At 68.2% G+C, this 14,430-nt stretch carries 13 protein-coding genes; 3 read left to right on the forward strand and 10 right to left on the reverse strand.

Annotated elements, in window-relative coordinates:
* Positions 1-132 precede the first annotated feature (132 nt).
* From AC6CHL_RS05335 to aspS, 8 genes are all read right to left on the reverse strand, one after another.
* The gene (locus tag AC6CHL_RS05335; RefSeq protein ID WP_038686710.1) at positions 133-2,052 is read right to left on the reverse strand and encodes a potassium transporter Kup; all 1,920 of its coding nucleotides are present in this window, start codon (positions 2,050-2,052) and stop codon (positions 133-135) included.
* 49 nt (positions 2,053-2,101) lie between these two features.
* Positions 2,102-2,692 carry a Holliday junction branch migration protein RuvA gene (ruvA, locus tag AC6CHL_RS05340; protein WP_038686709.1) on the reverse strand — a complete coding sequence of 197 codons (591 nt, stop codon included), beginning with the start codon at positions 2,690-2,692 and terminating at the stop codon, positions 2,102-2,104.
* Between the two features lie 10 nt (positions 2,693-2,702).
* Complete coding sequence (gene ruvC, locus AC6CHL_RS05345; RefSeq protein WP_038686707.1) at positions 2,703-3,224, reverse strand: crossover junction endodeoxyribonuclease RuvC; 522 nt, start codon at positions 3,222-3,224, stop codon at positions 2,703-2,705.
* A gap of 129 nt (positions 3,225-3,353) precedes the next feature.
* A complete protein-coding gene (locus AC6CHL_RS05350) occupies positions 3,354-4,085 on the reverse strand; it encodes a YebC/PmpR family DNA-binding transcriptional regulator (protein WP_038686704.1) in 732 nt (243 codons plus the stop codon).
* Between the two features lie 95 nt (positions 4,086-4,180).
* Positions 4,181-4,813, reverse strand: coding sequence for an esterase/lipase family protein (locus AC6CHL_RS05355; protein ID WP_038686702.1), 633 nt, complete (start codon positions 4,811-4,813; stop codon positions 4,181-4,183).
* A 126-nt stretch (positions 4,814-4,939) separates the two neighbouring features.
* Entirely contained in the window at positions 4,940-5,464 is a 525-nt protein-coding gene (locus tag AC6CHL_RS05360; RefSeq protein ID WP_038686701.1) for a GNAT family N-acetyltransferase, read from the reverse strand.
* Positions 5,465-5,484: 20 nt separating this feature from the next.
* Complete coding sequence (locus tag AC6CHL_RS05365; RefSeq protein ID WP_498293674.1) at positions 5,485-5,823, reverse strand: DNA primase; 339 nt, start codon at positions 5,821-5,823, stop codon at positions 5,485-5,487.
* A 61-nt stretch (positions 5,824-5,884) separates the two neighbouring features.
* The gene (gene aspS, locus AC6CHL_RS05370) at positions 5,885-7,636 is read right to left on the reverse strand and encodes an aspartate--tRNA ligase (protein ID WP_498293675.1); all 1,752 of its coding nucleotides are present in this window, start codon (positions 7,634-7,636) and stop codon (positions 5,885-5,887) included.
* A 277-nt stretch (positions 7,637-7,913) separates the two neighbouring features.
* Between aspS and AC6CHL_RS05375 the strand changes: the two genes are divergently transcribed.
* Positions 7,914-8,789 (forward strand): DUF3011 domain-containing protein, encoded by an 876-nt coding sequence (locus AC6CHL_RS05375; RefSeq protein WP_447596273.1) that lies wholly within the window; start codon positions 7,914-7,916, stop codon positions 8,787-8,789.
* Between the two features lie 197 nt (positions 8,790-8,986).
* Here AC6CHL_RS05375 and AC6CHL_RS05380 read toward each other — a convergent pair whose 3' ends face one another.
* A complete protein-coding gene (locus tag AC6CHL_RS05380) occupies positions 8,987-9,616 on the reverse strand; it encodes a hypothetical protein (protein ID WP_038686693.1) in 630 nt (209 codons plus the stop codon).
* Between the two features lie 126 nt (positions 9,617-9,742).
* On the opposite strand from AC6CHL_RS05380, the gene AC6CHL_RS05385 reads away from it, so the two are divergent.
* Both AC6CHL_RS05385 and ggpS read left to right on the forward strand, forming a co-directional pair.
* Positions 9,743-11,008: an MFS transporter gene (locus tag AC6CHL_RS05385; RefSeq protein WP_038686691.1), complete on the forward strand. Its 1,266-nt coding sequence runs from the start codon at positions 9,743-9,745 to the stop codon at positions 11,006-11,008.
* A 62-nt stretch (positions 11,009-11,070) separates the two neighbouring features.
* The gene (gene ggpS, locus AC6CHL_RS05390; RefSeq protein WP_498294005.1) at positions 11,071-13,302 is read left to right on the forward strand and encodes a glucosylglycerol-phosphate synthase; all 2,232 of its coding nucleotides are present in this window, start codon (positions 11,071-11,073) and stop codon (positions 13,300-13,302) included.
* A 103-nt stretch (positions 13,303-13,405) separates the two neighbouring features.
* Here ggpS and blaL2 read toward each other — a convergent pair whose 3' ends face one another.
* Positions 13,406-14,302 (reverse strand): L2 family extended-spectrum class A beta-lactamase, encoded by an 897-nt coding sequence (blaL2, locus tag AC6CHL_RS05395; protein WP_498293677.1) that lies wholly within the window; start codon positions 14,300-14,302, stop codon positions 13,406-13,408.
* Positions 14,303-14,430: the final 128 nt, after the last annotated feature.

Here is a 14,430-nt window from a genome sequence, read left to right on the forward strand (position 1 = left end):
AGCCGGCCAGCGGCCGGCACTACCGGGAACGCGTCGGAGGGGCACGCCGAAGGCGCGGGGATCAGGTGGAATGCGCCCGGGTCCCAAGGTTTGCGCAGCAAACCTTGGGGCGCAGGTGGCGATCTGACGCAGTCAGATCTCCACCTGCGCCCCGAGCTCCACGAGCCGGTTGCCCGGAATCCGGAAGAACCCGGTCGCCGGGGCGGCGTTGCGGTGCATCAGCGCGAACAGCTTGTCGCGCCAGATCGGCATGCCCCGGTTGGCGGTGGCCACGATGGTCTCGCGGCTGGCGAAGAAGGTGGTGTCCATCGGGTCGAAGTAGATCCCGCCGTGGTCGCACGAGCGCATCAGCGCCAGCGGCACGTCCGGGGTTTCCATGAAGCCGAAGCGCACGTAGATGCGGTAGAACTCATCGCCCACCGACTCGATCTTCAGGCGCTGGCCCTCCGGCGCGTACGGCACCGGCAGGGTCACCACGTGCAGGAACACGTTGCGCTCGTGCAGCACCTTGTTGTGCTTGAGGTTGTGCATCAGCGCATGCGGGGCCACGGTGGGGTCGGCGGTGAGGAACACCGCGGTGCCCGGCACCCGTACCGGCGGGGCAAGCATCAGCCCGGGCAGGAAGGTGTCGATGCGGATGCCGTCCTTGCGGATCTCATCGCGGAGCAGCTCGCGGCCGCGCCGCCAGGTGCGCATCATCGTGAACAGCACGATGCCCAGCACCACCGGGAACCAGGCGCCCTGCAGTAGCTTGGCGCCGTTGGCGATCACAAAGCCCAGGTCGATGATGAAGAACACCACGCACAGCGGGATGATCCAGTAGCGCGAGGTCGGCCACAGCGCGCGGGCCACCAGCGCCAGCAGCAGCGTATCGATCAGCATGGTCGCCGACACCGAGATGCCGTAGGCCACGGCCAGGTTGGACGAGCTGCGGAAGGCCAGCACCAGCCCGATCACCATCACAGCGATGCCCCAGTTGATGCCCGGGATGTAGATCTGGCCGATGGTGTCGTGCGAGGTATGGGTGATGCGCATGCGCGGGATGTAGCCCAGCTGCATGGCCTGGCGCGAGACCGAGAAGGCGCCGGTGATCACCGACTGCGAGGCGATCACCGCGGCCATGGTGGCCAGGATGATCATCGGGTACAGCGCCCAGTCGGGCACGGCCTCGAAGAACGGGTTCTTCACTGCCTCGGGGTTGTTGAGCACCAGCGCGCCCTGCCCCAGGTAGTTCAGCACCAGGCACGGCAGCACGAAGAAGTACCAGGCATGGCGGATCGGCTTCGCCCCGAAGTGGCCCATGTCGGCGTACAGCGCCTCGCCACCGGTGACCGCCAGGACCACCGCGCCCAGGATGAAGATGCCGTGCCAGCCGTGCTCCATGAAGAAGCGCAGCGCCCACATGGGGTTGAAGGCCTTGAGCACTTCCGGCGCATCGACGATGTTCCAGATGCCGATCGCGGCCAGCGAAATGAACCAGATCGAGGTGATCGGCCCGAACAGCTTGCCGATCTTCTCGGTGCCAAAGCGCTGCACCGCAAACACCGCCAGCAGCACCACCACCGTGATCGGCACGATGAACGCATGCAGCCCGGGCGCGGCGACCTCCAGGCCTTCGACCGCACCCAGCACCGAGATGGCCGGGGTGATCACCCCGTCGCCGAAGAACAACGAGGCCCCGAAGATGCCCAGGATGCCCACCACGTAGGCCGAGCGCGAGCCATGCCGCAGGGTGCGCTGGGTCAGCGCCATCAGCGCCATGATGCCGCCCTCGCCCTCGTTGTCGGCGCGCATGATGATGGTGACGTACTTGAGCGTGACCACGATGTTCAGCGCCCAGAACGCCAGCGACAGCACGCCCAGGACGGTGTCGTGGTCGCTGTTGAGGCCGTAATGCGGCGAGAACGCTTCCTTCAACGTGTACAGCGGGCTGGTGCCGATGTCGCCGAACACCACGCCGATGGCGCCGATCATCAGGGCCATGCCGCCGGCCGCCGGCGCGTGGCCGTGCGCGGCGTGGCCGTTGTCGTGCTGGGTGGAAGAGGTGGACATGGTGCTCCGGGCGGACGCGGTCGGTATCAGGAAGAAGGCAGCGCGCGGGTCAGCGCAGCGCGGCCTGCAGGGCCTTGCGGATGACGGTGGCGACATCGTCGCCCTCGGCGTTGGCATCGCGCGCCATGCGCGCCGCCTCGGCCGGCTTGTAGCCCAGCTGCTGCAGGGCCACGGTGGCCTCGGAGACCGGGTCGGTGGCCGGCGCTGCACCGGCCAGGGGCGCACCGCCCCCGCCGAAGTTGGCCGCGCGGTCGCGCAGCTCCAGCACCATGCGCTCGGCGGTCTTCTTGCCGATGCCGGGAATGCGGGTCAGCGCGGTGATGTCACCGGCCTGCAGCATGCGCGCGAACTCGTCCACGCTCACCCCCGACAGCACCGCCAGCGCGATCTTGGCGCCGATCCCGCTGACCTTCTGCACGTCGCGGAACAGGCGGCGCTCGCCCTCGCGCAGGAAGCCATACAGCGACACGCTGTCTTCCTTCTGCGCGTAGTGGGTGAACAGGGTGACCTCGCGGCCCAGCTCGGGCAGGTCGTAGAAGGTGCTCATCGGCGCCTCCAGCTCGTAACCGACGCCATTGACGTCGATGAGCAGCCACGGCGGCGCCTTGTAGGCCACGATCCCGCGCAGACGACCAATCATGCAGCTTTCCTCATTTGCGGCTCCAGGCCATGCGGGCGTTGACGCCCAGGCGCTGCGCCGTTGCCCGTACGTGGGCGTGGGTGATGGCCACGGCCAACGCATCGGCGGCGTCGGCCTGCAGCTTGGTTTTCAGGTTGAGCATGAGCCCGACCATGTGTTGGACCTGTTGTTTTTCCGCGCCACCGCGGCCGACCACGGCCAGCTTGATTTCGGTGGCCGCGTACTCGCTGACCGGCAGGTCGCGCATGACCACGGCCGAGATGGCCGCGCCGCGGGCCTGGCCCAGCTTCAGGGCCGAGTCGGGGTTGCGCGCCATGAACACTTTTTCGATCGCCACTTCGTCGGGGCGGTATTCCTCGACCAGGGCATTCAGGCCCAGCACCAGCAGCTTCATGCGCTGCGGGAAATCGTCGGCGCCCAGCAACACCAGCGGCAGGTGGTGCACGTGCACGACCTTGCCGGTGGCATCCACGTCAATGATGCCCACCCCGGTGCGTTGCGAACCGGGGTCGATGCCGAGGATGCGGGTCATGCGGCACGCACGCGGCCGGGCAGGACCCGGAACGGAGCAGTGCGGCGGCGATGGCAGGGAACGGCGGGAGTCATCATGGTCCGCATTGTCCGCCCACCGGTCGCCAAAGGCGACCGGCAGCGCGTCCGGTCAGGCGTAGGCGTCCGCGCCGAGGTCGGCGTTGGAGAACACGTCCTGCACGTCGTCCAGGTCTTCCAGCATGTCCAGCAGCTTCTTGACCTGCAGGGCGGTGTCGCCTTCGACCTTGATGTCGTTGTCGGCGCGGAAGGTCAGTTCGGCGTGGTCCGGGGTCAGCTTGGCCGCTTCCATGGCGTCCTTGACCGCGTGGTAGCTGTCGGCGGCGGTCAACACGTCGATCGCGCCGTCTTCCGGGTACACCACGATGTCGTCCGCGCCTGCCTCGATGGCCGCCTCGGTGATGGTCTCTTCATCGGCGCCGGCGGCGAAATGCAGCACGCCCACGCGCTTGAACATGAAGGCCACCGAGCCTTCGGTGCCCATGTTGCCGCCGCACTTGCTGAACGCGTGGCGGACATCGGCCACGGTGCGCACGCGGTTGTCGGTCAGGCAGTCCACGATCACGGCCACGCCACCGGGGGCATAGCCCTCGTAGCGGATCTCTTCGTATTCCACGCCTTCCAGTTCGCCGGTGGCCTTCTTGATGGCGCGCTCGATCACGTCCTTGGACATGTTCGAGGCCAGGCCCTTGTCCATGGCAACCCGCAGGCGCGGGTTGTTGTTGGGGTCCCCTCCACCGCCGCGCGCGGCAACGCCGATCTCGCGGATGATCTTGGTGAAAATCTTGCCGCGTTTCGCGTCAGACGCGTTTTTGCGGTTCTCGATCGAGGGACCTCTACCCATGGGTATTACCGTGCTTGCATGAGGAACAGGGCGCGGATTCTACCTGATCGCCCGCCGCGACCGTGTTAGTCGTGGCCGGGGGGGGCCGCCCGGGCTCAGGCGGCGTGGGCGGCGCGGTCGGGCCGGAAGCGGCCATCGCGCAGGAACGCGGCGGTCTGGCGCGCGGCCTCGGGGGAAAACACCAGCCCGCTGTGGCTCGCCGGGACCACGCAATGGTCGGCCAGGCCCGGCAGGTGGGTCTCATCCAGTGCCACGGTGCCGTCGGAGGCCTCGCCGATGGCGCCCAGCAGGCTGCCCAGGCCATGCGGGACCGAGCCGGCAATCAATCCCACCTGCGCCCTGCCCTCCCAGGCCGGCAGGCCATCGAGCAGCAGGTCGCTGCTGCGGCCGAGCGCCAGCGACCAGCCATGCTCGGCCAGCGACCGGGCGGTGCCGCTGCCGCGCAACGGCGAACCCAGGCAGACCACCCGCGACACCGGCAGGTCCGGCTGCTGGCGCAATGCCTCCAGCGCCACCAGCCCGCCCAGGCTGTGCCCGACCAGCGACACCGGGCCGCTGTCCTTGAGACGTTCCAGCAGTTGCGGCACCGCCACGTCGGGACCGCCGAAGACGCTGGAATAGCCGAAGGTGTCCACGCTGAAGCCACGCGCGCGCAGCCGCCAGGCCAACGGGCCAACCCACGCGCGGGCATTCCAGATGCCATGAAGCAGTAAAACAGGGGGATTCATGCACTCAGCCTAGCCGGTTGGCTTGGGACCTGCGGGAGAAAACACGGCCATTAGACGAATAGACCGTGCAACGGCGGGTGAAGCCGTTGCGGTCCAGTGCGATGGAGGCGGAAATGGGCCGGGCGCTCAGCGCGCCGGGCCGGCCGGTCGGCGCAGGATGAATTCCAGGTCGCGCACGCTGCCGACCGGGAATTCGTAGCTACCCACCTTGTTGAAGCCGTAGCGGGCATAAAAACGCTGCGCGCCGAAGTTCTCCGACCACACGCCCAACCATAGGGTGTGCGGGCCGTCGCGTTCGAGCCAGTCCAGCGCCGTTTCCAGCAACCGGCTGCCCCAGCCGCAGCTCTGCTCGTCCTTGATCAGGTACAGGCGCTTGAGTTCGCGATCGCCCGGCTGCACGTCCGGGTGCGGCAGGCCACAGGGACCGGCCGCGGCATGGCCAACGGCCACCCCGTCCCGTTCCAGCAGCCACACCGCGTAGTCCGGGTGGGCCAGGATCGTGTGCTGGCGGTCGACCGCATAGGCCTCGTCGAGGAAATTCTGCAGGTCCTGCGCAGGATAGAGGTGGCCGAAGGTTTCCACGAAGGTACGCGTGGCCAGCACCGACAGGGTCGGTGCATCGTCAACGGTGGCGCGGCGGATGGTGTACATGGCGGGCGTCCGGGCAGGCCTCAGGCCTGCGCTCCGTGGGGGGCGTCTTCTTCCTCGTCGCCCTCCTCTTCGTCCTCGTCCTCGTACTCTTCCTCGTCCTCTTCGCCTTCTTCTTCCTCTTCCTCGTCGTCTTCCTCGTCGAGGTCTTCTTCGTCTTCTTCGTAGTCTTCCACGCCGAAGTCCTCGCCATCCCAGCGACCTTCGCCGTCATGCACGAAGGTCAGGGCCATCGCGGCGGGACTGGTACCCACGCGCACCAGCCAGCCACCGAACACGCGGGCGCGTTCGGTTACCAGGGCGGCGTCGGCGCCTTCATTGCCCAGCTTTTCCCATTCCAACGAAAACGCGAATTCGCTCATTGCAGGATCTCCGGGGTTTGGTGGGGCGTGCCGGGCAGAGCCCGGCACTACGTTAGCGGGGTCAGGCCTTGCGCGGGCGAACCTGGATGTGCACTTCGGCCAGCTGCTCGTCCGGGATCGGCGACGGGGCGCCGGTCATCAGGCACTGCGCGCCGGTGGTCTTCGGGAACGGAATGACGTCGCGGATCGACTCGGTGCCGGCCATCAGCGCGGCGATGCGGTCGATGCCGAAGGCGATGCCACCGTGCGGCGGCGCGCCGAAGCGCAGCGCATCGAGCAGGAAGCCGAACTTGGCCTCGGCCTCTTCGGCACCGATGCCCAGCAGGTCGAACACCGTGCTCTGCATGTCCGAGCGGTGGATACGGATCGAACCGCCGCCGATCTCGTTGCCGTTGAGCACCATGTCATAGCCGCGCGACACGGCGGTCTTGGCGTTGGCGCGCAGGTCGGCGATGTCGTCCACCGCCGGAGCGGTGAAGGGGTGATGCAGGGCGACGTAGCGCTGGGCTTCGTCGTCGTACTCGAACATCGGGAAGTCGGTGACCCACAGCGGCGCCCACCCGGCAGCGACCAGGTTGAAGTCCTTGCCGGCCTTCAGGCGCAGCGCGCCCATGAAGTCGGACACCTTGTTGTAGCCACCGGCGCCGAAGAACACGATGTCGCCGTTACCGGCGCCGACGTGGGCCACCAGCGCGGCGAAGGCCTCTTCGCTGAAGAACTTGGCGATCGGCGAGCTGACTTCGCCGGTGTCGCCGATCTTGATGTAGGCCAGGCCCTTGGCGCCGTACTTGGCGGCATGCGCGGCATACTCGTCGATCTGCTTGCGGCTCAGCGTGGCACCGCCGGGGATGCGCAGCGCGGCCACGCGGCCGTCGGCATCGTTGGCGGCGGCGGTGAACACCGGGAACTCACTGGCCTTGACCAGTTCGGCCACGTCCACCAGCTCCAGCGCGATGCGCAGGTCCGGCTTGTCCGACCCGAAGCGACGCATCGCCTCGGCCCAGGTCAGGCGCGGGAAGCTGGCGGCCAGCTCCACGTCCACCACTTCCTTGAAGATGGCGCGGATCATGTCTTCGACGAAGTCCTGCACGTCGCGCTCGCGCACGAAGGCGAACTCCATGTCCAGCTGGGTGAATTCCAGCTGGCGGTCGGCACGCAGGGCTTCGTCGCGGAAGCAGCGGGCGATCTGGTAGTAGCGGTCGAAGCCGGCCACCATCAGGATCTGCTTGAACAGCTGCGGGCTCTGCGGCAGGGCGTAGAACTCGCCCGGGTGCATGCGCGCCGGCACCAGGAAGTCGCGGGCGCCTTCCGGGGTGGCCTTGGTCAGGATCGGGGTTTCGATGTCCTGGAAGCCGGTGGCGTCCAGGTGACGGCGCAGCGCCTGCACCAGCTTGATGCGGGTACGCTGCATGCGCTGCATTTCCGGGCGGCGCAGATCCAGGTAACGGTACTTCAGGCGGGTTTCCTCGCCCGGGTTCTCGTGGGCGTGGAACGGCAGCGGCTCGGCCTTGTTGAGGATGGTGATGGCCGTGGCGATCACTTCCACCTTGCCGGTGCGGATTTTGTCGTTGACCGCATGACGCGCGCGCACCACGCCTTCCACCTGCAACACGTCCTCGTAGCCCAGGCTGGCGGCCACGGCGAACACGGCCGCGTTGTCGACTTCCACCGTCACCTGCACGATGCCTTCATGATCGCGCAGATCGATGAAGCACACGCCGCCCTGGTTGCGGGCAACGTCGGTCCAGCCGGCGAGGGTAACGGTTTGGCCAATCAGGGTCTCATCGACCAGGCCACAGAAGTGGGTACGCATGGGGGTAAAGCTCCGCAGGAGAATGCCGGCACCAGGTTGCGCCGGACAGCCCTTTATTCTGCGGCGTAGCCTGCGCCGGGGCAAATGGGCCGTGGCCCGCCCCCTGCCCCGCCCGCCCCTGCGACCCCGCCCGGCGGGCATCACGCGCCGTGAACCCGGCCCGTTCCTATAGTCCGCGCACCAACGACCGCAAGGGGATGTCGCCATGAACCGTCGTCTCACCGTTGTCTGCCTGGCCCTGGCGCTGGGCTGTAGCGCCCCGGCCGCCCAGGCCCAGATGAGTACCCGCGCCTACGCCCCTGAGAACCTGTCGCAGCTGTCCTCCAGCGACCGCTCGCGGGTGATCACCCAGGAATATGCCGATCAGTCCAATGGCCGCCGCATTCCCGACGACCAGCTGCGCTTCTACCTGGCCCAGGTCAATTCGGGCTGGGGCTTCTCGCGGATCAAGCAGGACATCGCCACCTCGTTGCGCGGCAGCGGCGGCGGTGGGGGCTGGAACGGTGGCGGCGGGGGCAACAACGGCGGCACCGTGCGCTGCGAGAGCCAGAACAACCGCGAGCGGGTCTGCAACACCGGCTGGCGCAGTGCCCAGCTGTCGCGGCAGATCTCCGGCTCGGCCTGCCAGGAAGGGCGCACCTGGGGCTCGCGCAACGGCACCGTGTGGGTCACCGGCGGCTGCCGCGCCGAGTTCGTCGAAGGGCGCGGCAACGGCGGCAACTGGGGCGGTGGCGGCGGCAGCACCGGCGGCACCATCCGCTGTGAAAGCCAGGACAACCGCGAGCGCAGCTGCAACACCGGCTGGCGCAACGCCACTCTGGTCCGGCAGATCTCGGGCTCGGCCTGCGTGGAAGGCCAGACCTGGGGCGTGCGCAATGGCGCGGTATGGGTCAACCGCGGCTGCCGAGGCGAGTTCGCCGAGGCCCGCGGCGGCTGGGGCGGCGGTAACGGCGGCGGCAACAGCAACTACAGCGTGACCTGCAGCAGCAACAGCAACCGCCAGCAGACGTGCGCCTGGGACGCCCGCCAAGGCCGCCCGGTGCTGCAGCAGCAGCTGTCCGGCAGCGCCTGCGTGGAAGGCCGCAGTTGGGGCTATACCAACAGCAGCCTGTGGGTCAGCAACGGCTGCCGCGCCCGGTTCGGGGTGCGGTAGACGCAGCAACGGGTAATGCCGCCGCTGGCCGGCAACCTCGTGAACCCGTGGCAGGTGCGCGAACGGCAGCGGGGCAGAGCCCCGCTCTACGCGGCGGCGAACGGGCGCCCCCGCACGAAACGGTAGTGCCGGCCGCTGGCCGGCAACCCCATCAATCCGTGGCAGGCGCGCGAACCGCAGCGGGGCAGAGCCCCGCTCTACGGGGTGCTGCCCCACGGCGCGGGCGGCAGCGCCACTGGCTTGCTCAGGTCGAACTCGACCTGGAAGCGGCGACCGCCCGGGCGGGTGAGTTCGTAGATGAAGCGCTGGTCCGGCTCGATGTCCATCGCCCAGGTGTTGTGCACCGACGGCAGCATGTCGGCTTTGCGGAACATCGCCACCGAATCGGCATCCACCGGGAAGCTCTGGCGCTGCGCGGTACCCGGTGGCTTGCTGTCACCGCCGTACATGGTCACCGCATCGGGGCTGCCATCCTGATGGCGGTGATCGTGCTTCAGGCGCAGGCCGGTCTCGGTGCGGCTGATCACCCAGGTACGCGAATGATCGTCGCCGACATGGAACGGAATGCGTAGCCCGTGTGCGGGGTCGTCGCACCCGCGCACGTGCATCACCAGCCGCTTGCCCTCGAAGGGATCGGGTGCATCGGTGCGCGGTTCGTTGGCGATCACCTTGCCTTCGTACGCCTTGCCGCAATGGGCGGCGACCGCGGCAAGGAATGCATCGGCCGGTGCATTGGCTACGTCGTGGGCCACGCTGTCCTGCCGCCCACCGCAGGCGGCGAGCAACAACGCAATGGCGAGCGGTGCAACAACGTTGGGAACATTCATCGCCCTACCCTAGCCTGCATGCACAGGCAGTGCAAATGCGCGGGCGTGGCTGCAACCAGGGCTTCATCGTGGCTGTGTTACGGTAGATCAGGTGTTGTTTACTGCCTTCCCACCCAGGCCGCGCGCATGCTGCGGCTGACCGCCCTGCTCACCGGCGTCGCGCTGCTGCTTACCGGCAGCGGGCTTCTGGGCACCCTGCTGGCGGTGCGCGGCGGCCAGGCCGGCTTCGGTGCCGGCACGCTGGGGCTGGTGATGTCCGGGTATTTCGCCGGCTTCTTCATCGGCACCTTTTTCGCGCCCTCGCTGATCGGCCGCATCGGACATATCCGTGCGTTCGCGTTCTTCGCCGCCCTCGCGGCTATCGCCGTGCTGCTGCATCCCCTCTGGCTGCATCCCGTCGCGTGGGGCGTGCTGCGCATTGCCACCGGCATCGCGCTGGTCGGGCTGTATACGGTGATCGAGAGCTGGCTCAATGCCGAGCCCGATCCGGCCCGGCGCAGCCGCGCGTTCTCGCTGTACATGGTGGTCAATCTTTCTGCGCTGGCGCTGGGCCAGGTGCTGCTGATGCTGGGCGATGCCAGCGCGATGGCGATGTTCATGCTGACCGCGATCCTGATCTGCGCGGCGGTGTTGCCGGTGACTGCCACCCGGCTGCGTCAACCGGACGTGCCGGTCGTATCTCGGCTCACCCTGGGCCGGCTGTATGCGATGGCGCCGGTGGCCACCGTGGCAGCGGGCCTGTCCGGACTGGCGATGGGTGCCTTCTGGGGCCTGCTGCCGGTGTATGCCGGTGCGGTGGGCCTGGATGGCAATGGCGTGGCGCTGTTCATGCTCACCGCGATCCTGGGCGGTGCGTTGCTGCAGTGGCCGCTGGGCCATATCAGCAACGGCCACGATCGCCGCAGCGGGCTGGTGGCGCTGAGCCTGGCCGCCGCCGGCATCGCGGTGGTGGCATCGCTGCCGATGATCCAGCTGCAGACCCACCTGCTGTTTGGGCTGTTCTTCTGCTACGGCGGGCTGGCCTTCGCGCTGTATCCGTTCGCGGTGGCGCACATGCTGGACTACCTGCCGCGACAGCACCTGCTGTCGGGCTGTTCCAGCCTGCTGCTGGTGCACGGCGTGGGCGCGGCCTTGGGCCCGGCGCTGGCCGGTGCGGCCATGCAGCGCTTCGGTCCCGCCGCACTGCCGCTGTACTTCGCCGTGGTGCTGATGGTGCTGGCGCTGTTCACCGGCGCGCGCCTGCTGCGATTCCAGCGGGTGCGCACGCATCCGGTCGGGTTCCGGCTGATGCTGCGTACCACGCCGTCGGCGCTGGAGCTGATGCCCGAGACCGACCTCGAGGCGCCGCCCGACACCCCCTATTCCCCTCATTCCGATAAGGAAGCCCATTGACTGTATCGACACCCTCTCTCTCCACTCCGACCCGTACACCGCCGGCCACGCCGGCCCCGCAGCTGATTCTTGCCACCGACCTGGATGGCACCTTCCTTGCCGGCGATGCCGCCGCGCGCCACCGGTTGTACCGGCTGGTTGACCAACACCCCGGCATCGCCCTGATCTTCATCACCGGCCGCGGCCTGGAAGCGGTGATGCCGCTGCTCTCCGACCCGGCGATCCCGCGCCCGGACTACGTGGTCTGCGATGTCGGCGCGACCGTGGTGGATGGCCACACGCTGCAGCCCTTGCAGCCGCTGCAGTCGATGATCGATGCGCACTGGCCCGGCGAACACGTGGTGGCCGCGGCGATGCGCCCGTTCACCGCGCTGCAGCGCCAGGACGTGCCGCAGGAACGACGCTGCTCGTATTTCTGCGATCCCCAGACGCTGGCGCCGCTGCGCGCGCAGATCCAAGCCGCCGCCCAGGCGCTGGGCTGCGACGTGCTGTATTCGGCTGACCGCTACCTGGACATCCTGCCGCCGGACACCGACAAGGGCCGCACCCTGGCCGCGCTTGCGCGCCTGCTGGACCTGCCGCGCGAGCGCATCCTGGTGGCTGGCGACACCCTCAATGACCTGTCGATGTACACCGCCGGCTTCCGCGGCGTGTGCGTGGGCGATTCCGAGCCGGCGCTGACCGAGGCGACCGCCACGCTGGCCACCACCTTCCACGCGCAGGCGCCGGGGTGTGGCGGCATCCTGGAGGCGATCGAGCACTTCGCGCTGCTCGCCGACGATGACCGCTACCTGTACCCGCCCAAGCAGGCCCGCGCCGCCGGCGCTGACCTGGTGATGGTCTACCACCGCCTGCCCTTCGACGAAGTGATGGAGAACGGCGTGCTGGTGCAGCGCCCGCCGCGCTCGCCCAACGGCATCATTCCCTCGCTGCTGAGCTTCTTCGAAGGCGGCCAGAAAGGCTCCTGGGTGGCATGGGGCATCGACGATCCCAAACGCGGCCCGTTCCAGACCCACCTGGCGGTGGACGCCGAGCGCTACCCCACCCTCACCGCCGCACGGGTGCCGTTGAGCCGGCAGGAAGTGGACATCTTCTACAAGCGCTTCTCCAAGGAAGCGTTCTGGCCGATGCTGCATGTGTTCTGGGAACGCGCGAAGTTCCGCGAGGACGACTGGCAGGTGTTCCTGAAGGTCAACCGCAAGTTCGCCGAGGCCACTGCCGCCGAAGCCGCGCACGGGGCCACGGTGTGGATCCACGACTACAACCTGTGGATGGTGCCGGCCACGCTGCGCGAACTGCGCCCGGACCTGAAAATCGCCTTCTTCCATCACACCTACTTCCCGTCGGCGGATGTGTTCAACGTGGTGCCGTGGCGCCGCGAGATCATCGGCAGCCTGCTGTCGTGCGACTACATCGGCTTCCACATTCCGCGCCAGGTGGAGAACTTCGTGGACGTGGTGCGCGGCGCCGTGCCGGCCGAGCGCTTGGCGTGGGAGAGCTGTGCCCCGCGCTTCCTCACCTATGGCTGCGCGGTGGGGCTGGACACCATGACCACGCGCCTGCGCGTGGGCGACCGTGAGATCGCACTGGGCGCGCACCCGGTGGGCACCGACCTGCGCCGCATCCATAACGTGCTGGCGCGCAGCGACGTGCGCAATGACATCTTCAAGCTGCGCCGCGAGATCGGGGGGCGCAAGCTGGTGCTGTCGGTGGAGCGGCTGGACTACACCAAGGGCACGCTGGCCAAGCTGGAGGCCTTCGAACGCCTGCTGGAACAGCATCCCGAACGCCAGGGCAAGGTGACCTTGTTGATGGTGTGCGTGCCGGCCGCACGCGAAATGACCGTGTACCGCACGCTGCAGAACCAGATCGAACAGGCGGTGGGACGCATCAACGGCCGCTTCTCACGACTGGACTGGACGCCGGTGCGGTTCTTCGCACAGGCCCTGCCGTTCGAGGAGGTGGTGGCGCACTACGCAGCGGCGCAGGTGATGTGGATCACGCCGTTGCGCGATGGCCTGAATCTGGTGGCCAAGGAGTTCGTGGCCACCCACGGCATCGAAGGCAGCAGCGGCGTGCTGGTGCTCAGCGAGTTTGCCGGTGCGGCAGCGGAGTTGAAGGGCGCGGTGCTGACCAATCCGCACGATCCGGCCGACCTGACCGCCGGCCTGCTGCAGGCGTTGTCGATGCCCGAGGAAGAAGCCACCGGGCGCATGCGGCAGCTGTTCGGCAGCGTGGAGTATTACGACGTGGATCGTTGGGGACGCGAGTTTCTGGAGGCGGTGCGCGGTTGAGGTGTAGAGCCGGGCTCTGCCCGGCTGCCATTGAATCCGGCATTGCGTGCAGCCGACCAACGGTCGGCTCTACCGTGAGGATGCAGCCGACCAACGGTCGGCTCTACCGGTGGATGTGCTGTTCGGCGATGACGGCTACCTGGCGCAGTACGTCGTTGCGGCCGGCATCATCGAGGCGGGCGCCTTGCAGGTAGCTGGTGAGCACCCACGGTGCGCCGCCGGTCAGTGGCCAGAGGATGGCGATGTCGTTGGTGGTGTCTTCGCCGTTGCTGCCGGTCTTGTCGCCTACCCGCCATGCCTTGGACAGGCCGGCGCGCAGGCGCGCATCACCGGTTTCGTTGTCGATCAGCCAGTCGGCCAGTTGCTGGCGCGAGGCCGGCTGCAACCGCTCGCCCAGCACCAGCCGCTGCAGGCTGGCGGCCATCGCGGCCGGGCTGGTGGTATCGCGCGGGTCGCCGGGGGCGAAGCGGTTCACGTCCGGCTCGTACCGGTCGTTGCGGGTCACGTCATCACCGCTGGCACGCAGAAACGCGGTCACGCCGGCCGGGCCGCCCACCACACGCAGGAGCAGGTTGGCGGCCGGGTTGTCGCTGGTGACCATGGTGGCGCGGCACAGGTCGCGCACGGTGACGTCCTTCCCCACGTGGCGGACGGTCAGCGGCGCATGCGACAGCAGGTCCTGCGTGGTCATGGCAAGGCGCCGGTCCAGCGAGAGTTTTCCCTGGTCTGCCAACCGCAGCACGGTCGCGCACAGCGCGAACTTGAACGTGCTGCACATCGGGAACCGCTCGTCCTGGCGGTGGCCGATACGCTGGCCGTTGCCGGTATCCAGCAGCGTGACGCCGAGGCGGCCGCCACTGGCCGCTTCAAGCGCGGCGAAGTCGCGGGCGGTGGACCGGGGCGCTGCCGCCACGGCGGGGGTCTTCGCAAACGTACTGGCGGCCAGCGCCGAGAGGGCGGCAGCGCCGGTCCATTGCAGGAAATGACGTCGAGCGAGCATGCGGATCCTCCGTGGCAAAGGCAGAGTATTGCCAGTGCCCCGCCCGGCCCACCAGCAACCATTTTCAGCGGAAGACATAACGTGACCTAATGCGTATCGATTGCGACAAAGAATGACGCCACGGGAAA

The sequence above is a fragment of the Stenotrophomonas sp. GQ19 genome, from assembly GCF_059758695.1.

Bases quoted from the DNA above. Each gene is read 5' to 3' on its own strand.
- AC6CHL_RS05375 (WP_447596273.1), top strand. From the start codon at position 7,914: ATGAGTACCCGCGCCTACGCCCCTGAGAACCTGTCGCAGCTGTCCTCC.
- AC6CHL_RS05350 (WP_038686704.1), bottom strand. From the start codon at position 4,085: ATGGGTAGAGGTCCCTCGATCGAGAACCGCAAAAACGCGTCTGACGCG.
- ruvC (WP_038686707.1), bottom strand. From the start codon at position 3,224: ATGACCCGCATCCTCGGCATCGACCCCGGTTCGCAACGCACCGGGGTG.
- AC6CHL_RS05385 (WP_038686691.1), top strand. From the start codon at position 9,743: ATGCTGCGGCTGACCGCCCTGCTCACCGGCGTCGCGCTGCTGCTTACC.
- AC6CHL_RS05335 (WP_038686710.1), bottom strand. From the start codon at position 2,052: ATGTCCACCTCTTCCACCCAGCACGACAACGGCCACGCCGCGCACGGC.
- aspS (WP_498293675.1), bottom strand. From the start codon at position 7,636: ATGCGTACCCACTTCTGTGGCCTGGTCGATGAGACCCTGATTGGCCAA.
- AC6CHL_RS05360 (WP_038686701.1), bottom strand. From the start codon at position 5,464: ATGTACACCATCCGCCGCGCCACCGTTGACGATGCACCGACCCTGTCG.
- AC6CHL_RS05380 (WP_038686693.1), bottom strand. From the start codon at position 9,616: ATGAATGTTCCCAACGTTGTTGCACCGCTCGCCATTGCGTTGTTGCTC.
- AC6CHL_RS05365 (WP_498293674.1), bottom strand. From the start codon at position 5,823: ATGAGCGAATTCGCGTTTTCGTTGGAATGGGAAAAGCTGGGCAATGAA.
- AC6CHL_RS05355 (WP_038686702.1), bottom strand. From the start codon at position 4,813: ATGAATCCCCCTGTTTTACTGCTTCATGGCATCTGGAATGCCCGCGCG.
- blaL2 (WP_498293677.1), bottom strand. From the start codon at position 14,302: ATGCTCGCTCGACGTCATTTCCTGCAATGGACCGGCGCTGCCGCCCTC.
- ruvA (WP_038686709.1), bottom strand. From the start codon at position 2,692: ATGATTGGTCGTCTGCGCGGGATCGTGGCCTACAAGGCGCCGCCGTGG.